The sequence below is a fragment of the Streptomyces millisiae genome, from assembly GCF_031845425.1.
GTDB lineage: Bacteria > Actinomycetota > Actinomycetes > Streptomycetales > Streptomycetaceae > Streptomyces > Streptomyces millisiae.
This window is the reverse complement of the sequence record NZ_JAVREM010000002.1, coordinates 284,714-302,808: the sequence shown is the minus strand read 5'-3', so window position 1 is coordinate 302,808 and position 18,095 is coordinate 284,714. Positions and strand designations below refer to the sequence as shown.

17 protein-coding genes are annotated in these 18,095 nt (G+C 76.4%); 13 read left to right on the top strand and 4 right to left on the bottom strand.

Going from position 1 to position 18,095, the window contains the following annotated elements:
• Positions 1 to 20: 20 nt before the first annotated feature.
• On the top strand, positions 21 to 503 hold the full coding sequence (locus tag RNC47_RS03520; RefSeq protein ID WP_311595390.1) for an SAM-dependent methyltransferase: 483 nt from the start codon (positions 21 to 23) through the stop codon (positions 501 to 503).
• Between the two features lie 239 nt (positions 504 to 742).
• Here RNC47_RS03520 and RNC47_RS03515 read toward each other — a convergent pair whose 3' ends face one another.
• Positions 743 to 1,609, bottom strand: coding sequence for an arylamine N-acetyltransferase family protein (locus RNC47_RS03515; RefSeq protein WP_311595389.1), 867 nt, complete (start codon positions 1,607 to 1,609; stop codon positions 743 to 745).
• A 158-nt stretch (positions 1,610 to 1,767) separates the two neighbouring features.
• On the opposite strand from RNC47_RS03515, the gene RNC47_RS03510 reads away from it, so the two are divergent.
• The 10 genes from RNC47_RS03510 to RNC47_RS03465 all read left to right on the top strand — a co-directional run bounded on the left by RNC47_RS03510 (position 1,768) and on the right by RNC47_RS03465 (position 12,635).
• Positions 1,768 to 2,727 carry an NAD-dependent epimerase/dehydratase family protein gene (locus tag RNC47_RS03510; RefSeq protein ID WP_311595388.1) on the top strand — a complete coding sequence of 320 codons (960 nt, stop codon included), beginning with the start codon at positions 1,768 to 1,770 and terminating at the stop codon, positions 2,725 to 2,727.
• Positions 2,728 to 2,790: 63 nt separating this feature from the next.
• Positions 2,791 to 4,455, top strand: a complete 1,665-nt coding sequence (locus RNC47_RS03505; protein WP_311595387.1) for a carbamoyltransferase family protein — start codon at positions 2,791 to 2,793, stop codon at positions 4,453 to 4,455.
• Entirely contained in the window at positions 4,452 to 5,513 is a 1,062-nt protein-coding gene (locus tag RNC47_RS03500) for a glycosyltransferase family 2 protein (protein WP_311595386.1), read from the top strand. The genes RNC47_RS03505 and RNC47_RS03500 overlap by 4 nt, the downstream gene beginning before the upstream one ends.
• Positions 5,506 to 6,144 (top strand): D-glycero-alpha-D-manno-heptose-1,7-bisphosphate 7-phosphatase, encoded by a 639-nt coding sequence (locus RNC47_RS03495; protein ID WP_311595384.1) that lies wholly within the window; start codon positions 5,506 to 5,508, stop codon positions 6,142 to 6,144. The genes RNC47_RS03500 and RNC47_RS03495 overlap by 8 nt, the downstream gene beginning before the upstream one ends.
• A complete protein-coding gene (locus RNC47_RS03490) occupies positions 6,141 to 7,220 on the top strand; it encodes a glycosyltransferase family 9 protein (protein WP_311595383.1) in 1,080 nt (359 codons plus the stop codon). The genes RNC47_RS03495 and RNC47_RS03490 overlap by 4 nt, the downstream gene beginning before the upstream one ends.
• Positions 7,217 to 8,182, top strand: a complete 966-nt coding sequence (locus RNC47_RS03485) for a glycosyltransferase (protein ID WP_311595382.1) — start codon at positions 7,217 to 7,219, stop codon at positions 8,180 to 8,182. Before RNC47_RS03490 ends, RNC47_RS03485 begins: the two co-directional genes overlap by 4 nt.
• Positions 8,182 to 9,438, top strand: coding sequence for a glycosyltransferase (locus tag RNC47_RS03480; RefSeq protein WP_311595380.1), 1,257 nt, complete (start codon positions 8,182 to 8,184; stop codon positions 9,436 to 9,438). Before RNC47_RS03485 ends, RNC47_RS03480 begins: the two co-directional genes overlap by 1 nt.
• Positions 9,439 to 9,601: 163 nt before the next feature.
• Complete coding sequence (locus RNC47_RS03475) at positions 9,602 to 10,237, top strand: D-sedoheptulose-7-phosphate isomerase (protein WP_394814700.1); 636 nt, start codon at positions 9,602 to 9,604, stop codon at positions 10,235 to 10,237.
• Positions 10,234 to 11,670, top strand: a complete 1,437-nt coding sequence (gene rfaE2, locus RNC47_RS03470; RefSeq protein WP_311595378.1) for a D-glycero-beta-D-manno-heptose 1-phosphate adenylyltransferase — start codon at positions 10,234 to 10,236, stop codon at positions 11,668 to 11,670. Before RNC47_RS03475 ends, rfaE2 begins: the two co-directional genes overlap by 4 nt.
• On the top strand, positions 11,667 to 12,635 hold the full coding sequence (locus RNC47_RS03465) for a glycosyltransferase family 9 protein (protein WP_311595376.1): 969 nt from the start codon (positions 11,667 to 11,669) through the stop codon (positions 12,633 to 12,635). Before rfaE2 ends, RNC47_RS03465 begins: the two co-directional genes overlap by 4 nt.
• Here RNC47_RS03465 and RNC47_RS03460 read toward each other — a convergent pair.
• Genes RNC47_RS03460 through RNC47_RS03450 form a run of 3 tightly spaced genes read right to left on the bottom strand, consistent with a single transcriptional unit; the run spans position 12,623 to position 15,765 of the window.
• Positions 12,623 to 13,528: a glycosyltransferase family 2 protein gene (locus RNC47_RS03460; RefSeq protein ID WP_311595374.1), complete on the bottom strand. Its 906-nt coding sequence runs from the start codon at positions 13,526 to 13,528 to the stop codon at positions 12,623 to 12,625. The genes RNC47_RS03465 and RNC47_RS03460 overlap by 13 nt on opposite strands.
• Complete coding sequence (locus RNC47_RS03455; protein WP_311595373.1) at positions 13,512 to 14,387, bottom strand: glycosyltransferase family 2 protein; 876 nt, start codon at positions 14,385 to 14,387, stop codon at positions 13,512 to 13,514. Before RNC47_RS03455 ends, RNC47_RS03460 begins: the two co-directional genes overlap by 17 nt.
• A 28-nt stretch (positions 14,388 to 14,415) precedes the next feature.
• Positions 14,416 to 15,765 carry a cytochrome P450 gene (locus tag RNC47_RS03450; RefSeq protein ID WP_311595372.1) on the bottom strand — a complete coding sequence of 450 codons (1,350 nt, stop codon included), beginning with the start codon at positions 15,763 to 15,765 and terminating at the stop codon, positions 14,416 to 14,418.
• A 155-nt stretch (positions 15,766 to 15,920) separates the two neighbouring features.
• On the opposite strand from RNC47_RS03450, the gene RNC47_RS03445 reads away from it, so the two are divergent.
• Together RNC47_RS03445 and RNC47_RS03440 are read left to right on the top strand one after the other, a co-directional pair.
• Positions 15,921 to 16,370, top strand: a complete 450-nt coding sequence (locus RNC47_RS03445; RefSeq protein ID WP_311595370.1) for a hypothetical protein — start codon at positions 15,921 to 15,923, stop codon at positions 16,368 to 16,370.
• Between the two features lie 174 nt (positions 16,371 to 16,544).
• The gene (locus RNC47_RS03440; protein WP_311595369.1) at positions 16,545 to 18,080 is read left to right on the top strand and encodes a PQQ-dependent sugar dehydrogenase; all 1,536 of its coding nucleotides are present in this window, start codon (positions 16,545 to 16,547) and stop codon (positions 18,078 to 18,080) included.
• Positions 18,081 to 18,095 lie beyond the last annotated feature (15 nt).

Below are 18,095 nucleotides of genomic sequence, written 5' to 3'. Positions count from 1 at the left end.
TGATCACCTGGAGACCACAGATGACCGAGGAGTTCACCGTCGTCCCCGTCGCCCACGTCGTGGGCGGCCGGATCGAGCCGACCGACGACTACTGGGGCGGTAGCCGCGCCATCATCCGTATCGACGCGACCAGGTTCGGCACCGGCTCCGTCGTCGGCCTGGAGGACTTCTCGCACATCGAAGTGGTCTTCCGCTTTCACCTCACGGACCCGACGGATCTCCACCCCGAACCGCGGCGCCCACGGGACAATCCTGACTGGCCGGCGGGAGGCATCTTCGCCCACCGCAACATGCGCCGGCTCAACTGGCTTGGGGTGTCTCGCTGCCGCTTGCTCAAGGTCGACGGCCTCGACCTCCACGTGGAGGGCTTGGACGCCGTGGACGGCACGCCCGTGCTGGACATCAAGCCCTGGTTCGAGGAGATGGGCCCGCGTGGGGAAGTCCACCAGCCCGCCTGGCCAACCGAGATGCTGGCGGACTACTACGCCACCCCCCGTGACTAGCACAGGGTTCCAGGCCCTGCATGCGCACGACAGCGGTCGCAGACACCAGCAGAAGCCCCGGTAACAGGCACAACAGCTGCCGTGTCCGAAGCATCGCTGACCGCCCCGTTTCCGCAGGTCAGAGGCCAAAAGACGAGTGTCCGAGGGGAGAGTTCAAGCCCTCCCTCGGACACTCACAAAAACCCCAGTTGAGCTGGGGTTTTTCTGTGTCTCAGGCCCCTCGGAGGGCCCGCGTGCTTTCAGAGGGCGGTGCCCGCGGGTGGGTCGATGTCGAAGTCGGACCGCAGCAGGGAGAGGAGTTCCGCGTCGTCGGTGAGGTCCCGACGCTCGACGACGGAGCCGTCCGCGGCGGTGACCGTCAGGGTGCGGCCGGCGATCTCCCGGTGTTCGCCCAGGGGGGTGGTGCGCTGGAGGTACAGGGAGCGGCGGAACGGCGACCGCGGGTGGGTGGCGATGTGCCAGTTCATCACGGCGTAGTCCGCCGGTTCGAACGGTTCGCGGTTGAACGCGTACTGGTCCCGCCACTCGCCGTCGGCGAATCCCTGGAGCACCCATCGGTCCTCCAGGCCGGCCGGGTCCGGCTCGCGCACCAGCCGGTTGCGGCGGCGCCCGACGAGCGTCTCCCGGCCGGGCGCCAGCGGGATCGCCTCCAGCAGGCCCAGGGCGGCCCCGAACCCGACGTCCGCCAGGAACGGCTCCGGCTCGCCCACCACGTCGACCAGCAGCGTCATGTGCGTGCGTGGTCTGGTCGCCCCGGCGGCGCCGAGCCGCACCCGGCCGGCGAGGCCGGTCACCCGGAAGCCGAGCGCCCGCAGGACGGCGGCGAACAGGGTGTTGTGCTCGTAGCAGTAGCCGCCCCGCCGACGGCGGACCAGCTTGTCCTGGATGTCGGCCAGCGCCAGGGACGGCGCGGTCCCGAGGACCACGGCGTCCAGGTTCTCGAACGGCAGCGTCGTCACGTGCGCCCGGTGCAGGGCGCGCAGCGTCCGGGCGTCGGCCGCCCGTGGTCCCGACCAGTGGACGCGGTCGAGATAGGAATCCAGATCCAGGTCCGCGACCAGGTCGGCGGCCCCCGGAGCGACATCGGATTCGAGCGAAGCGTTCATGCCCGCGACGCTACGCTCCGGCCGGCCGCACCGGATCCGGCGCCGGATCGATTCCCCGTCGGTCTCCCGCCCTAATGCTCCGGCCGCGTAACCGTAAATGCCCTGTTTGCCCTTTTTGTCCACGGGTACCTGTGGGGCGGTCACGGAAAGGAGTGGGCATGCGAGGCTCGCACGACAGCCCCCGGCACGCCGTCGTCACCGGCGGTGCGGGGTTCCTCGGCTCCCATCTCTGCGCCGAGCTGCTCAGCAGGGGCACGGAGGTCACCTGCGTCGACGACCTGTGTACCGCCCTCCCGGAGGACGAGCGCCCCCGGCCGGACCAGCCCGGCTACACCATGCTGCGCGCCGACGTCACCGAGCCCTTCGAGATCGAGCGCCCGGTGGACCTCGTGCTGCACTTCGCCTCCCCGGCGTCGCCGGCGGACTACCTGCGGCTGCCGCTGCACACGCTGGAGACGGGCAGCCTGGGCACCCGCAACGCGTTGGCCCTCGCCCGCCGGCACGGCGCCCGGTTCGTCCTCGCCTCCACCTCCGAGGTGTACGGGGATCCGCTGGAGCACCCGCAGAGCGAGCGGTACTGGGGCAACGTCAACCCGGTGGGTCCGCGCAGCGTGTACGACGAGGCCAAGCGCTTCGGCGAGGCGCTGACGGTCGCCGAGGCCGAGGCCCACGGTACCGACACCGGGATCGTGCGGCTGTTCAACACCTACGGGCCCCGGATGCGCGGTCACGACGGGCGGGCGGTGCCCACCTTCATCCGGCAGGCGCTGGCCGGTGAGCCGCTGACGGTCACCGGCGACGGCGGCCAGACGCGTTCGCTGACGTACGTGGACGACACGGTCGCCGGGGTGCTCGCCATGGCCGCCTCCGACCTGCGCGGGCCGGTCAACCTCGGCAACCCGACCGAGATCACCATGTTGGAGCTGGCCCGGACGGTGATCCGGCTGACCGGCTCCTCCTCGGAGATCCAGCTGATCGACCGGCCGACCGACGACCCGATGGTGCGCTGCCCCGACATCACCCTGGCCCGCGGCAAGCTCCAGTGGGAGCCGAGGGTGGACGCGGCCGACGGGCTGTCCCGCACCGTCTCCTGGTTCCGCGCCCACCGGGCACGCTGACCGCGCCACGGGTCCCCTCCCCCGCTTCTCCGCTCGCCCGCTCTTCCACCCCTCGGAGGTCCCATGCGTGTGCTCGGCATCAACGCCCTCTTCCACGACCCGGCCGCGGCCCTGGTGGTCGACGGCAGGACGGTCGCCGCGGCCGAGGAGGAACGGTTCTCCCGGCGCAAGCACGGCAAGCGGCCGGTGCCGTTCGCGGCCTGGGAGCTGCCGGAGCGCTCGGCCGCCTGGTGCCTGAGCCAGGCCGGTCTCCGCCCCGGCGACCTGGACGCGGTGACCTACTCCTACGACCCGGCGCTGGCCACTCCGGCCGCGGACCTCGGGCTGGACGACCCCTGGGACGGGCTGCGGCAGGAGTACGCGCGGCAGGCGCCCGGCTTCCTGTGCGAGGCGCTGCCGGGGCTCGATCCGGAGCAGGTGCGGTTCGTCCCGCACCACCTCGCGCACGCCGCCTCCTCCGCCTTCGCCGCGCCGGACGCGGAGCGCTGCTCGGTGCTGGTGCTCGACGGGCGCGGCGAGTCGGCCTCCCACCTGGCGGCCCGGCGCGTCGGCGACCGGCTGGAGTCGCTGCACGCGCAGCGGCTGCCGCACTCGCTCGGCCTGGTGTACGAGGAGCTGACCGAGCATCTCGGCTTCCTGCGGTCCAGCGACGAGTACAAGGTGATGGCGCTGGCCTCCTACGGGGACCGGAACCGGTTCCTGCCCGAGCTGCGCCGGTACGTGCACCCGACCGGGGACGGCGGCTTCGTGGCGGCGGGGGTGCCGTGGGCCGAGCTGTGTCCGCCGTGCCGGCCGGGCGAGGCGTGGACACGGGACCACGCCGACCTGGCGGCCGGCGGTCAGGCGGTGCTCGAGGAGACGCTGCTCGACCTGGTGCGCTGGCTGCACGGCCGGACCCACGACACGGTGCTGACGATGGCCGGCGGGGTGGCGTTGAACTGCGTGGCGAACTCGCGGATCGCGGCCGAGGGCCCGTTCGACCGGGTCTGGGTGCAGCCGGCCTCCGGGGACGCCGGCACCGCGCTCGGCGGTGCCCTGCTGCACGCCGCGGTGGCCGACCCGGCGCCGACCCGGCCGATGCCGAGCCCGGCGCTCGGTCGTGGCTGGCCGGACGCGGAGCTGGAGGCGTGGCTGAAGACGGCGGCAGTGCCGTTCGAACGGCCGCCGGACGTGGCCGCCACGGTGGCCGGGGCGCTGGCCGAGAACGCGGTGGTGGCCTGGTTCCAGGGCCGTTCCGAGTACGGCCCGCGGGCGCTCGGGCACCGCTCGCTGCTGGCCCACCCCGGCCGTTCCGGGAACCTGGAGCGGCTCAACGACATCAAGGGCCGGGAGCAGTTCCGGCCGGTGGCCCCGATGGTGCTCGCCGAGCGGGCACCGGAGATCTTCGACGGGCCGCTGCCCAGCCCGTACATGCTCTTCGTGCACGAGGTGCGGCCGGCCTGGCGGGACCGGATCCCGGCCGTGACGCACGTGGACGGCACGGCCAGGATCCAGACCGTCGACCCGGCCGAGGAGCCGCTGGTGGCCCGGATGCTGACGGAGTTCGAGCGGGCCACCGGGCTGCCCGTGGTGGTGAACACCAGCCTCAACACGGCCGGCCGGCCGATGGTCGACGATCCCCGGGACGCGCTGGAGTGCTTCGGCTCCGCGCCGGTCGACCTGCTGGCGATCGGTCCCTTCGTGGTGCGGCGGCGCGAGCTGTTCGACGGCGGGCGGGGCAGCGCGTGACGGCCGGCGAGGTTCCCGAGTACCCCGAGTACGCGGTGGTGGTGCCGACGCTCGGCCGGCCCTCGCTGGGGCGGCTGCTGGCGGCGCTGGCCGAGGGCGAGGGACCGGCCCCGGCCCGCGTCGTCCTCGTCGACGACCGGCCGCCGCGGGACCCCGAGCCACTGGACGTGTCGGTGCCGGAGGGCCTGCGGGACCTGGTGGAGATCGTGCCGGGCGGCGGACGCGGGCCGGCGGCGGCGCGCAACGCGGGGTGGCGGCGGGTGCCGGAGCCGTGGGTGGCGTTCCTCGACGACGACGTGGTGCCGGCCCGGGGCTGGCGCCGGGCGCTCGCGGCCGACCTGGCGGCCGCGGACCCCGGCACCGGCGGGATCCAGGCGCGGATCGAGGTGCCGGCGCCGAGCCACCGGCGGCCGACCGACTGGGAGCGCGGCACCATGGGCCTGGCGTCGGCCAGTTGGATCACGGCCGACATGGTCTACCGGCGGGCCGCGCTGCGGGACGTGGGCGGGTTCGACGAGCGCTTCCGGCGGGCCTTCCGCGAGGACGCCGACCTGGCGCTGCGGGTGCTCGCGGCCGGCTGGCTGCTGACCGTGGGCGAGCGGGTGACCACGCATCCGGTGCGGCCCGCGGGACCGTGGGCGTCGGTGCGGGCCCAGGCGGGGAACGCGGACGACGTGCTGATGGGCCGGCTGCACGGTCCCGGCTGGCGGCGGCGGGCGCGCGCGCCCCGGGGCCGGTTCCCCGGGCATGTGGCGGTGACGCTCGCCGGGCTCGGCGCGCTGGCGGCCCTGGCCGCCGGCCGGCCGCGGGTGGCGGCGGCCGGCGCGGGTCTGTGGCTGGCCGGCACCGCCGAGTTCGCCGCGGCGCGGATCAGGCCGGGGCCGCGCACGGCGGCCGAGCTGCGGCTGATGGCCGTGACCAGCGTGGCGATCCCGCCGGTGGCCGTGGCGCACTGGGTCACGGGCCTGGTGCGGCACCGCGGGGTCGGGCCGCGGCACGGGGTTCCGGCCGACATGTTTATATCGGGCATTTCGGGCAACTCGCTGGTCCATGACTGACCGCACGGCAGCCGGCGGAAGACCCTGGCTTCTCGCCCCAGGACCGCCAGGAGCCGCCCCCCGGCGCCGCCCGCCCGGGAGCCGCTCCCGGGTCCCGGACGCCGTGCTGCTCGACCGCGACGGCACCCTGATCGAGGACGTGCCGTACAACGCCGACCCGACCCTCGTGCGGGTGCTCCCCGGGGCGCGGGCCGCGCTCGACCTGCTGCGCGCGCACGGCGTGGCGCTCGGCGTGGTCAGCAACCAGTCCGGGGTGGCCGCGGGCCGCTTCGGCCGGGCCGAGGTCGAGGCCATGCGGCACCGGATCGAGTCGCTGCTCGGTCCGCTCGGCGTCTGGGCGGTCTGCCCGCACCTGGCGGCCGACGGCTGCGGCTGCCGCAAGCCGGCGCCCGGTCTGGTCATCGCGGCCTGCGCCGCGCTCGGTGTGGCACCGGACCGCACGGTGGTGATCGGCGACATCGGCAGCGACGTCGCGGCCGCGCACGCCGCGGGAGCGCGCGGCGTGCTGGTGCCCACCGCCGCCACCAGGACCGAGGAGGTCGCCGCGGCGCCCCTGCGCGCCCCCGACCTGCTCTCCGCCGCGCGGACGCTGCTGACCGGCGCGCCGCTCGTCGCGGGCGGTGCCCCGTGACCGCGCCGCTCGCCGCCGGCGCCGGCGCCCACCCGCCCCGCACCCTGGTCGTCCGACTCGACAGCGCGGGCGACGTCCTGCTGGCCGGGCCCGCGATCCGCGCCGCCGCGGCCGGCTCCAGCACCGTCGCGCTGCTGTGCGGCCCGCTCGGCGAGGCCGCCGGCCGGCTGCTGCCGGGGGTCGACCGGGTGCTGGTGTACGACGCGCCGTGGGTGCGGCTGGCGGCGCCCGAACTCGACCCGGCCGAGGTGACCTCGCTGGTGCGGCGCCTCGCCGCCGACCGGTACGACCGGGCGCTGATCCTCGCCTCCCACCACCAGAGCCCGCTGCCCGCCGCCCTGCTGCTGAAGCTGGCCGGCGTGCCCTGGATCGCCGCCGACAGCGAGCACTACCCGGGGTCGCTGCTCCAACTGCGCCACCAGCGGGCGCCCTACCGGCACGAGGCCGCCGCCGCGCTCGAACTCACCGAGGCGGCCGGCTTCCGGCTGCCCGAGGGCGACGGCGGGGAGCTGCGGGTGCGCCGGCCGCCCGACACCACCGCCCTCACCGGTGCCGGCCCCTACCTGGTGGTGCACCCCGGTGCCTCGGTGCCCTCCCGGACCTGGAGCGCCGAACGGGCGGCCCGGGCCGTCGCCGCGCTCGGCGAGGCGGGACACCGGGTCGTGGTGACCGGCGGCCCCGACGAGGCCGCGCTGACCCGGCGGGTGGCCGGCCGGCACGCCCTCGACCTGGGCGGCAGGACCGAACTGCCGGAGCTGGCCGGCGTGTTGCGCCAGGCCCGGCTGGTCATCGTCGGCAACACGGGTCCCGCGCACCTGGCCGCGGCCGTGCGCACCCCGGTGATCAGCCTCTTCTCCCCGGTGGTGAGCGCCGACCGCTGGCTGCCGTACCAGGTGCCCCACCTGCTCCTCGGCCAGCAGGACTCGCCCTGCGCCGGCACCCGGGCCAGGGAGTGCCCGGTGCCCGGCCATCCGTGCCTGGACTCCATCACCGACGAGGAGGTCCTGGCCGCCGTGGCACGGCTCACCGTCAGTGGGCCCCCCTGCGACTCGCTCGGACGAAAGGCACGGACATGAACATCCTCCTCTGGCACGTCCACGGCTCGTGGACGACGGCGTTCGTGCAGGGCAACCACACCTACCTGCTGCCGGTGCTCCCCGACCGCGGCCCCGACGGGCTCGGCCGGGCGCGCAGCTGGACCTGGCCCGACTCGGTCGTGGAGCTCCCGCCGTGGCGGCTGCGCGACGAACCGGTGGACGTGGTGGTGCTGCAACGCCCGCACGAGGCCGAGCTGGCCGAGCGGTGGCTCGGCGGCCGGCGCCCGGGGCGCGACCTGCCGGCCGTGTACCTGGAGCACAACGCGCCGGACGGCCGGGTGCCGCTCACCCGGCACCCGGTGGCCGACCGGGACGACGTGACGCTGGTCCACGTCACCCACTTCAACCGGCTGTTCTGGGACAACGGCGGCACCCGCACCGCGGTCGTCGAGCACGGCGTGGTCGACCCCGGGCACCGCTGGACCGGGGAGTTGGAGCGGGCCGCCGTCGTCGTCAACGAGCCGCTCCGGCGCGGCCGGGTCACCGGCACCGACCTGCTGCCCGCGCTGGCCGACGCCGTGCCGCTCGACGTGTTCGGCATGGGCACCGCCGAACTGCCGGCCGCCATCGGCGCGCCGCCCGACCGCTGCCGGGCGTGGGAGCTGCCGCAGGAGGCGATGCACGGCGAACTGGCTCGCCGCCGGCTCTACCTGCACCCGGTGCGCTGGACCTCGCTCGGGCTCTCCCTGATCGAGGCCATGCACCTGGGCATGCCGGTGGTCGCGCTGGCCACCACCGAGGCCGTGGAGGCGGTGCCCCGCGAGGCCGGGGTGCTCTCCACCAGGCCCGAGGTGCTGGCCGAGGCCGCCGAGCACTTCACGCGCGACCCGGAGGCGGCGCGCCGCGCCGGGGACGCGGCCCGGCAGGCGGCGCTGTCGCGGTACGGGCTCAAACGCTTCCTCGGCGACTGGGACCGGCTGCTGGAAGAGGTGATCCGCTGATGGCCAGAGCAGGACGGGAGCGGGGCGACCGACTCGACGTCGCGCTGGTCTCCGAGCACGCCAGCCCGCTGGCGGCGCTCGGCGGCGCGGACGCCGGCGGGCAGAACGTGCACGTGGCACAGCTGGCACGGGGGCTGGCGGCGCGCGGCCACCGGGTGACCGTCTACACCCGCCGGGACACGAGCGGGCTGCCGGCCACCGTGCGGCTTGGCCACGGCATCGAGGTGCGACACGTGCCCGCCGGCCCGGCCGAACCCGTGCCGAAGGACGAACTACTGCCCCACATGCCGGAGTTCAGCGAGCGGCTGGAACGTGAGTGGCTGCGGCGGCCACCCGACGTGGCGCACTCGCACTTCTGGATGTCGGGCCTGGCCACCTGGTGGGCGACCCGGGCGCTCCACATCCCCTTCGCGCACACCTTCCACGCCCTCGGCAGCGTCAAGCGCCGGCACCAGGGGGCCGCCGACACCAGCCCGCCGGGCCGCGTCGACTGGGAACGGCAGGTCGGCAACGGCTGCGACGTCACGGTGGCCACCTGCCGGGACGAGGTGGCCGAGCTGACGGCGCTCGGCGTGCCCGCCGACCGGGTGCGGGTCGTGCCCTGCGGCGTCGACCCCGAGTGGTTCGCGCCGGCGACCGGCGCCGAGGCCGCCACGCCGGGCCGGCGGGAGCGCCACCGGCTGCTGCAGCTCGGCCGCCTGGTGCGGCGCAAGGGCGCCGAGGTCTCGATCGAGGCACTGGCCGGGATCCCGGACGCCGAGCTGGTCGTCGCGGGCGGCGAGGCCGGCACCGCGGTGGCGGACGACCCGGAGGTGCAGCGGTTGCGGCGGGTCGCGGCGCGGCTCGGGGTGGCCGACCGGGTGCGGTTCACCGGCGCCGTGCCGCGCCCCGAGGTGCCGGCGCTGATCAGGAGCGCCGACGTGGTGCTCTGCCCCGCCTACTACGAGCCGTTCGGCATCGTGCCGCTGGAGGCCATGGCCTGCGGCGTGCCGGTGGTGGCCAGCGCCGTCGGCGGGCAGCGGGACACGGTGGCCGACCCGGCGACCGGGCGTCTGGTGCCGCCGGGTGACCCGGCCGCCCTCGCGGCGGCCGTCGGCGGGCTGCTCGCCGACCCGGCGGAGCGCGCCGCCTGCGGGGCGGCCGGCCGGCGGCGCGTGCTCACCCGGTACCGCTGGGCCTCGGTGGCGGAGGCGACCGAGGCGATCTACCAGAGCCTCCACGGTCGCCACCCGGCGGTGATCGGAGACCGGGTGTGAGCGCCGGGCCCCAGGGGCGGCGGCCCACTGCGGGAACCGGCGCCCGGACGTCGACCGAGAGGAAGGAGCACCCGTGAGCGACGAACGCGCGGCCCCCGAGCCGCACACGACGACGGCGCGCCCGAGTCGCCGCACGGCCGGAGACGCGAAGCTGAGGGCACCCGTGAGCTCATCAGCCACCGCGCGTGCGCACTGCGAGTCGCTGCGGCGTGCGCTGCGGCACTTCCAGGGCGATCAGGAGGCGGGCCTCGCCGAGGCCGCCGAGTGGGGCCGCCGGCTCGCGGTCGTCCTCACCTCGGGCGGCCGGCTGCTCGCCGCGGGCAACGGCGGCAGCGCGGCCCAGGCCCAGCACCTGACCGCCGAGTTCGTCGGCCGGTACGCCGGGGAGCGCGGGCCGTACTCGGCCATCGCCCTGCACGCGGAGACCTCGGCCGTGACCGCCATCGGCAACGACTACGGCTTCGACGAGGTGTTCGCCCGGCAGATCGCCGCGCACGGCCGCCCCGGCGACGTGCTGGTGCTGCTGTCCACCTCGGGCCGCAGCGACAACCTGCTGGACGCGGCGACCGCCGCCCGGGCGGCCGGGGTGCGGGTGTGGGCGATGACCGGGCCCCGCCCCAACCCGCTGGCGGCCCAGGCCGACTCGGTGGTCTGCGTCGAGTCCCCGTCCCCCGCCACCGTGCAGGAGATGCACCTGCTGGCACTGCACCTGGTGTGCGAGGCGTTCGACGAGGAACTGGCGGCGGCCGACCGCGCCGGGACGGTGCCCGCCGCCGTGCTCACGGAGGAGAGCTCATGAGCGGACGGCCGATCGTCGTGGTGGGGGACGTGCTGCTCGACCGGGACGTCACCGGCGAGGCCGGCCGTCTCGCGCCGGACGCCCCGGTGCCCGTGGTGGACGTCGCGTCCGAGCGGTGCCGGCCGGGCGGCGCCGGGCTCGCCGCCGCGCTCGCGGCGCGCGACGGCCGTGAGGTGGTCCTGGTGACCGCGCTCGGCCGGGACGAGGCGAGCGAGACGGTGCGCGCGCTGCTCCCCGCCGGGGTGCGGCTCGCCGAACTGCCGCTCGACGGCACGCTGCCGGTCAAGTGCCGGGTGCTGGCCGGGGACCGCCCGCTGATGCGGATGGACCACGGCGGCGGCGTCCCGGGGCCGCCGGGCCGCGCGGCGCTGGCGGCGCTCGACGAGGCCGGCGCGGTGCTGGTGGCCGACTACGGGCTCGGCACGGCGGCCGCGGTGCGCGCCGCGCTGCTCCGGGCCGCCGGGCGGGTGCCCGTGGTCTGGGACCCCCACCCGCGCGGCGAGCCGCCGGTCGCCGGGGTGCGCATGGCGACGCCCAACGAGCGCGAGGCCCGCTGGTTCCTCAGGCACCACCGGGCGGCCTCCGAGGGCGCCGTCGAGGACGCCGACGACTCGCTGCGCGCGCACAGCCGGCGCGGCTCGCTGCTGGCGGAGCGCTGGCAGTCGCTCTCGGTGGCCGTGACATTGGGCGAACGCGGCGCCGTGCTGGCCCGCGCGCACTGCGACGACCCGCTGTACCTCCCGGTCGACGCGTGCGGGGAGGGCGACCCGTGCGGGGCCGGCGACTGCTTCGCGGCGACGGCGACCACGGTGTTCGCGGACGGCGGCCTGCCGCCGGAGGCCGCCGATCTCGCCACCCAGGCCGCCGCGGCCTTCGTCACCCAGGACGGCGCCCGCCGCGGGTTCTGGTACAGCGAGAGCCGGCCCGCGGCCGCCCCCGGGCCGGACGGCGCGCGGGTCGACAAGCCGCGGCGTCTCGACGAGATCACCGCCCTCGCCGACCGGGTGCGGGCGCGCGGCGGGACGGTGGTGGCGGCGGGCGGCTGCTTCGATCTGCTGCACGCCGGCCACGTGCAGTTCCTGGAGAACGCGCGCCGCACCGGCGATCTGCTGATCGTGTGCGTCAACTCGGACGCCTCGGTGCGCCGGCTCAAGGGCCCGGGCCGCCCGCTGAACCACGCCGCCGACCGGATCCGGGTGCTCGCCGGGCTCGGCTGCGTGGACGCGGTAGCGGAGTTCGACGAGGACACCCCGCAGCGGCTGCTGCGGGCGCTGCGGCCCGACATCTGGGTCAAGGGCGGCGACTACAGCGTCCGTGACCTGCCGGAGGCGGCCGAGCTGCGCGAGTGGAACGGTCAGACCCTGGTGCTGCCCTATCTGGACGGCCGCTCCACGACCGACCTCGCCCGACGGGCCGCCCGCTGCCGGTCATGACCGGCCAACGGCGGGACCGCGTCCTGGTGTTGCGGGCGCTCGGCCTCGGCGACCTGCTGACGGCCGTGCCCGCGCTGCACGCGCTGCGGCACGCCTTCCCCGACCACCGGTTGACGCTGGCGGCCCCGGCCGCGCTGGCCGGCGCGGCCGCCGCCACCGGCGCCGTCGACGAGCTGCTGCCGACGGAGGCGGCCGGCCGTGGCGTGCCGCGCGCCATCCCCTGGCGCGGCCCGCCGCCCCGGATCGCCGTCGACCTGCACGGCTGCGGGCCGCTGAGCGTCGAGCCGCTGGCGGCGCTGCGCCCCGGGCGGCTGATCGGCTACGCCCGGCCCCCGGGTCCCGCCTGGCGGGCGTGGGAGCACGAGCGGGACCGCTGGTGCCGGCTGCTCGGCTGGCACGGGGTGCCCGCGGACCCCTCCCGGGTGGGCATCGCCGCGCCCCGGGCGCCGTCTCCGGCGCCCGGGGCCGTGGTGCTGCATCCGGGTGCCGAGGCGGGGGCGCGGCGCTGGCCGGCGGAGCGGTTCGCGGCGGTGGCCGCCGCCCTGGCGCCGCGCCGGGTGGTGGTGACCGCCGGCCCCGGCGAGGAGGGGTTGGCCCGGCGGGTGGCGGCGCTGGCCGGGCTGCCCCCCGGCGCGGTGCTGACCGGGCTCTCCTTCGACGGGCTTTCGGCGCTGGTCGCCGGGGCCGCGGCGGTGCTGGTCGGCGACACCGGCGTCGCGCATCTGGCGACCGCGCACGGCACGCCTTCCGTGGTCCTCTTCGGGCCCGTCTCGCCCCGGTTGTGGGGGCCGCCCCCGTTGCCCCGCCACCGGGCGCTGTGGTGCCCGGGGCCGGAGCGGGGCCCTCGGGTCGGGGATCCGCACGGCGTCCGCCCCGACCCGAGGCTGCTGCGCGTCGGCCCGCGCCAGGCGGTGGCCGCGCTGGAGGACGTGCTGGCCGCCGGCGCCCGGGGTCAGCCGATGTAGCGCCGCGCCTTCGAGGTGCGCTGGGCCTCCTCGAGCAGCGTCAGGCGGCGGTCCACCTCGGCCGGCAGCGGCCGGCGCTCCCGCAGCACCCAGGGGACGCCGGCGGCGGCCCGGGCCAGGGCCCGGGCGGTGGTGAGGTCCCGCGGCACCGAGCCGAGGAGGGCCGCGGTGCGGCGCAGCGCCGACCGTGGGGTGCGGCGCAGCCAGGTGAACCACAGGGTGTTGCGGATGCCGTCGGCCCGGCGGCGGCTCGGGTCGCGCAGCGTGGACGGGCGGTGGTGCAGCAGCATCTCCTCGTCGAAGACCAGCCACCAGCCGGCCGCCATCAGGTCGGCGGCCAGCAGCTCCTCCTCGCCGCCCAACCAGAGCCGGGGCGAGAAGCCACCGGCCCGCCGGAACGCCTCGGCGCGCAGCACGCTGGCCCCGGCGAGGAACGAGCCGAGGGCCGGCCCGGGCAGCCCCGGGGGGCGCGGCAGCGGCGATCCGCGCAGCTCCTCGACGATCGGGTCCTCGTGCCCGGCGGGCTCGACCACGATCCGGGCCGTGACCGTGGCGACCCCGGGGTGCGCGTCGAGGAGGTCGACGGCCCGCCGCAGCGAGCCCGGCTCCCACCAGGTGTCGTCGTCGCAGAACGCGAGGTAGGGGGTGGTGACGTGGCGGGCGCCGAGGTTGCGGCCCACGGCGCCCAGGTTGCTGCCGGGGCGCAGCAGGGTGACCTCGGGGTGCCGGTGGGCCACCGCCTGGGCGGTGCCGTCCGTGCTGCCGTTGTCGACCACGACGACCGGCGGCCGCTCCGGCAGTTCGGCGAGCCGGTCCAGGGTGTGCAGCAGCTCGCGGCGCCGGTTGTGGGTGATCACCAGCACGGTGACCCGGGGCTCAGCGGGTGGTGTCACGGGTCAGCTCCAGGTGGCGGACGGCGGCCTCCACCGCCGCCGGCAGCGGGCGCCGGGCGACGAGCGCGGCGGGCAGCCTGGGCAGCAGCTGGCCCAGGGCGCGGCGGGCGTCGCCGTCGCCGAGGGCCAGGCGCGCCAGCCGGCAGGTGTGGGCGAGGGCCACCGGCAGCGGTCGGCGCAGCCAGGCGGTGAGCGCCTCGTTGCGGTGGATCACCGTCGCCCGGCCGGGCCGGGGCCCGGGGTCGGGCCCGTGCACGGCGACGACGCGCGGGTCGTGGCACAGCACCCAGCCGGCGGCGGCCATGTCGTACGCCAGCAGGGTCTCCTCCGCGCCGAAGAACAGCAGCGGGTGGAAGCCGCCGGCCGCCAGGAAGGCGCTGCGCCGCACCACGGCGGCGCAGCCGAGGAAGCCGAGCACGGCGGGTCCTGGCAGCCCCGCGGGCCCGGGCAGTGAGGAGCCGGCGAGCAGGTCGTTGAGCGGGTCGGGGGCGCCGTCCGGTGCCACCCGGGTGTGGGCGGCGACCAGGCCGACGCGGGGGTCGGCGTCGAGCAGTTCGACGGCGCGGGCCAGCGAGCCCGGCTCCCACCAGGAGTCGTCGTCGCTGAAGGCCACGTAGGGCCCGGCCGCGGCCGCCACCCCGTCGTTGCGGGCCAGCGCCCCCCGGTTGGCGGGCAGGCCGAGGGTCCGCACGGTGGGGAAGTGCTCGGCCAGCATGCGTCGGGTGCCGTCGGTCGAGGCGTTGTCCACGACGAGGATCACCGGGTTCTCCGGCAGCTCGCGGAGCCGCCGCAGGGTGCCCGCGAGCCGGTCGCACCGGTCGCGGGTGGCGATGACCACGGTCAGGGCGCTGTCGGGCACGCCGCCCGGGTGCCCCGGCGCCCCGCGATCAAACCAGGGCCGAGCCGGCCTGGGCGGTGAAGCGCAGCGGGAAGTGGTTGAGGGTAGCCGGGATCGGCTCCCCGACGCGCGGCCGGACGGGCGAGTCGAGGCGGTAGCTGTGGTCCTCGAGCAGGGCCGCCAGCCAGGTGGAGGCGGTCAGCAGCACCAGGTTCTCGCCCGGGCAGCGGGCCGGGCCGGCGCTGAACGGGGCCAGGGCCGGGTCGCGTTCCGCCCGGCCGTCGAGCCAGATCTCGGGCTCGAACTCGTCCCCGTAGGGGCCGGCGACCTCGACGCGGTGGAAGTAGGGGGTGTGGGCGACGAAGGCGGTGCCGGCCGGCACCAGGGCGCCGCGCCAGACCGTGTCGAGGGTGGACTCGCGCAGCAGCAGCGGGGTCGTTGGCCAGAGCCGCACCGCGTCGAGCACGCAGGCCCGCAGGTAGCGCAGCGGGTGCGGCCGCGACAGGTCGGCGCCGGCGAACTCGGCGCGCGACTTGGCGAGCCGCCCGGGGTGCCCGGTCAGCAGGGCCAGGGTGCGCAGGGTGGCGGCGCCGGCGGCGTCGAAGGCGAACAGCCAGTGCGGCACCTGGCCCACCGGGTCGGTGCCCGGGGCGACGTCGAGCCCGTGCAGCCGGCCGACCAGGGTGTCGTCGCCCGCCTGGGCCGCGTAGCGGCGCAGCCGGCGCAGGAAATCGGCACGGGTCCTGCGGCGGGTGGGTCGCAGCAGCGACCAGTTGGCGGCGGTCCGCAGGCCGGCGAGCGAGTCGGTGATGCGGCGGTCGGCGCGGGCGGCGTCGCCCAGCACCAGCCGCCGCACCGAGCGCCACCAGCCGGCGGCGAAGACGTCCCAGGTCAGGCCGGTGGCCTCGGCCCGCTTCCGCACGGTGAGCGCCTCCTCGCGGATCCGCCGCACGGCGGCGGGCGCGATGTCGTGCAGCGGCCGCTCGGTCTCCAGCGCCAGCTCGTTGACCCGCCGACGCTCCCGACGCTCGGGGCCGACGCTGATCAGCGAGCCGTGCGGCTGGAACTGCTCCAGCGCCCGTCGCTTCTCCAGCACGGCCGGGGTGAACGGCTCCGGGCTCTCGCTCAGCACCCGCGCCAGGTCGTCGGGGTCGAGCAGCAGGGCCAGCGACCGGCCGGCGACCCGCAGCCCGAGCGGCCCGCGCCCGTAGCGCTCGCGCAGCTCGCGGAGGGTGTCGACGGCGGCCCGGTCCGCCCGCAGTCGCTCGGCGAGCGCCATGACGGACGAGCGCCGCTGGACCAGCCCCTCGGCGACGGCGGGCAGCAGCACCCGCGCCACCACCCGCGCCTGGTCGGCGGGCCTGATCCCGGGCAGCGTGGTGGTTTCCGTGGTGGTCATGCGGCCCTCCCGGATGCCGAAACGAGTCAGGCGGGCCCAGGGGCCCGCCCTTCGAGTCTGGGCCCACCCCGCCCGCGCCACATCTCGAAAGCCGCGCCCGCGCCGGTCGACGACGGCCCGGTACCCCCGCCGGCCGGCGGGGGTAGGTTGCCGGAATGAGGCGGGCGTGGGTGGTGGCGGTGCTGGCCGTGGCGGCGGTGCTGGCGGTGTTGGCGGTGGCGGGGGTGTTGGCGGTGGCGGCCGGGGCGGGCGGTGGGGCGGAGAGCGGTGACGGCGGTGGGGGTGGGGACGGGTACGTGTTGGTGGTGCGGGTGTCCGGCGGGATCGCGGGGGTGAACGACGTGATCACGGTCGCGGCCGACGGCGCGGTCACCGTCGAGCGGCGCGCCGGGGTGGAGGAACGGCGGCTCGGTGCGGAGGAGTTGGCCGAGCTGACGGCGCTGCTCGCGGGGCCGGAGTTCGCGGCGCTGCCCGGGGACGTCACGGGCTCGCCGGTGGCGGACGCCTTCACCTACGACTTCCGGTACGGCGGGCGCGCCGTGCGTGCCGACGACACCAGTCTGGTGCCGCCGTTGGACGAGATCCTCGCCCTGATCCGCTTGTGAGGCGGACGACAGGACCCCCCGGCGGGGGGCGGCGGCCTGGTGTGACGGGCGGGAAGCCGCTACCGTCCGGCGAGGCGTGACGCTCTCGCAGATCCGGCCCGTCCCGTTCCACCAACTCCGGCTCTGGGCACGCCTGTTCCCGAGGAATCACCCCCCATCGCCTTTGGAGCCGAGATGCAAAGACGACGCTGGGCGAGTGCGCTTCTCCTCGCCCTGTCGCTACCCCTGCTCGGAGTGCCCGCCGAGGCCGACTCCCCCGCGGAGCCGCCCGCCGCCGCGGCGCCGGCCGCCTCGGCGGCGGTGCCGCTCGAGGAGGTCACCGCGAGCGCCACCCAGGTCGCCTTCGGGCTGCGCCGCCCCGTCGCCATCGCCGCGCCGGACGACGGCACCGACCGCCTGTTCATCGTGGAGAAGCGCGGCACGGTCCGCGTCTACCACCCGGACACCGGCCTCGCGGCCACCCCGCTGATCGACCTCACCGCGACGGTCGACGAGTCGGGCAACGAGCGCGGGCTGCTCGGCATCGCCCTCGCGCCCGACTTCAACGCGAGCCGGGAGCTCTACCTGGCGTACACCGCGCTCCCCGACGGCGCGGTGACGCTGGGCAGGTACGACCTCGACGACGCGAGCCTCACCCCCCTGCTGTCGCAGGAGCACGCCGAGTACAGCAACCACAACGGCGGGCAGATCGCCTTCGGACCCGACGGCTACCTCTACTTCGGCATCGGCGACGGCGGCGGCTCGGGCGACCCGTACGACAGCGGGCAGCGCCTCGACACGCTGCTCGGCAAGATCCTGCGCCTGGACGTGAGCCGCTCCTGCGGCTCCCTCCCCTACTGCGTGCCCGCCGACAACCCGTACGTGGGCGTGGCCGGGGCCCGTTCGGAGATCTGGATCAGCGGGGTGCGCAACCCGTGGCGGTTCTCCGTCGACCAGGCCGACGGCTCGCTGTGGATCGGCGACGTCGGGCAGGGCAGGTGGGAGGAGATCGACCACCTGGAGGCGGGCGAGCAGGCCGGGGTGAACCTGGGCTGGTCCTGCTACGAGGGCTTCGAGGTGTTCGACGAGGCCCAGTGCGAGCCCGGCGCCGACTACACCGAGCCGGTCTTCACCTACTCGCCCTACACCGGCGGCTGCGCGGTGATCGGCGGCCGCGTCTACCGGGGCGAGCAGTACGCGGACCTGGTGGGCGGCACCTACATCGCCACCGACTACTGCTCGTCCACGGTGTGGGCGCTGCGCGAGGACGGCTCCGGCGGCTACCAGCAGGCCGAGATCGGCGAGTTCCCGACCCAGGTGACGGCCGTCGGTGAGACGGCGGACGGCGAGTTCTACGTCGTCAACGACCTGCCGGGCGGCCTGCACCGGGTCGAGTTCGAGCGCACGGGCCCGGCCTGCCGGGTCGACTACGACGTCACCTCCTGGGGCACCGGGCTGACCGTCGACATCACCCTCACCAACACCGGCACGACGCCGATCGACGGCTGGCGGCTGGAGTTCCCGCTGCCCATCGGGCAGACCGTCGTCTCCGACTGGAACACCGACCTGAGCCAGTTCGGCGACATCGTCAGGGCCAACAGCGCCACGCACAACGCCTCGATCGCGCCCGGCGCGAGCATCACCCTCGGCTATCTCGCCAACCACACGGGCGACGCCTCGCCACCCGCGCGGGTCACCCTCAACGACCGGGCCTGCGCCATCACGCGCTGACCCGGTGGGCCCGCC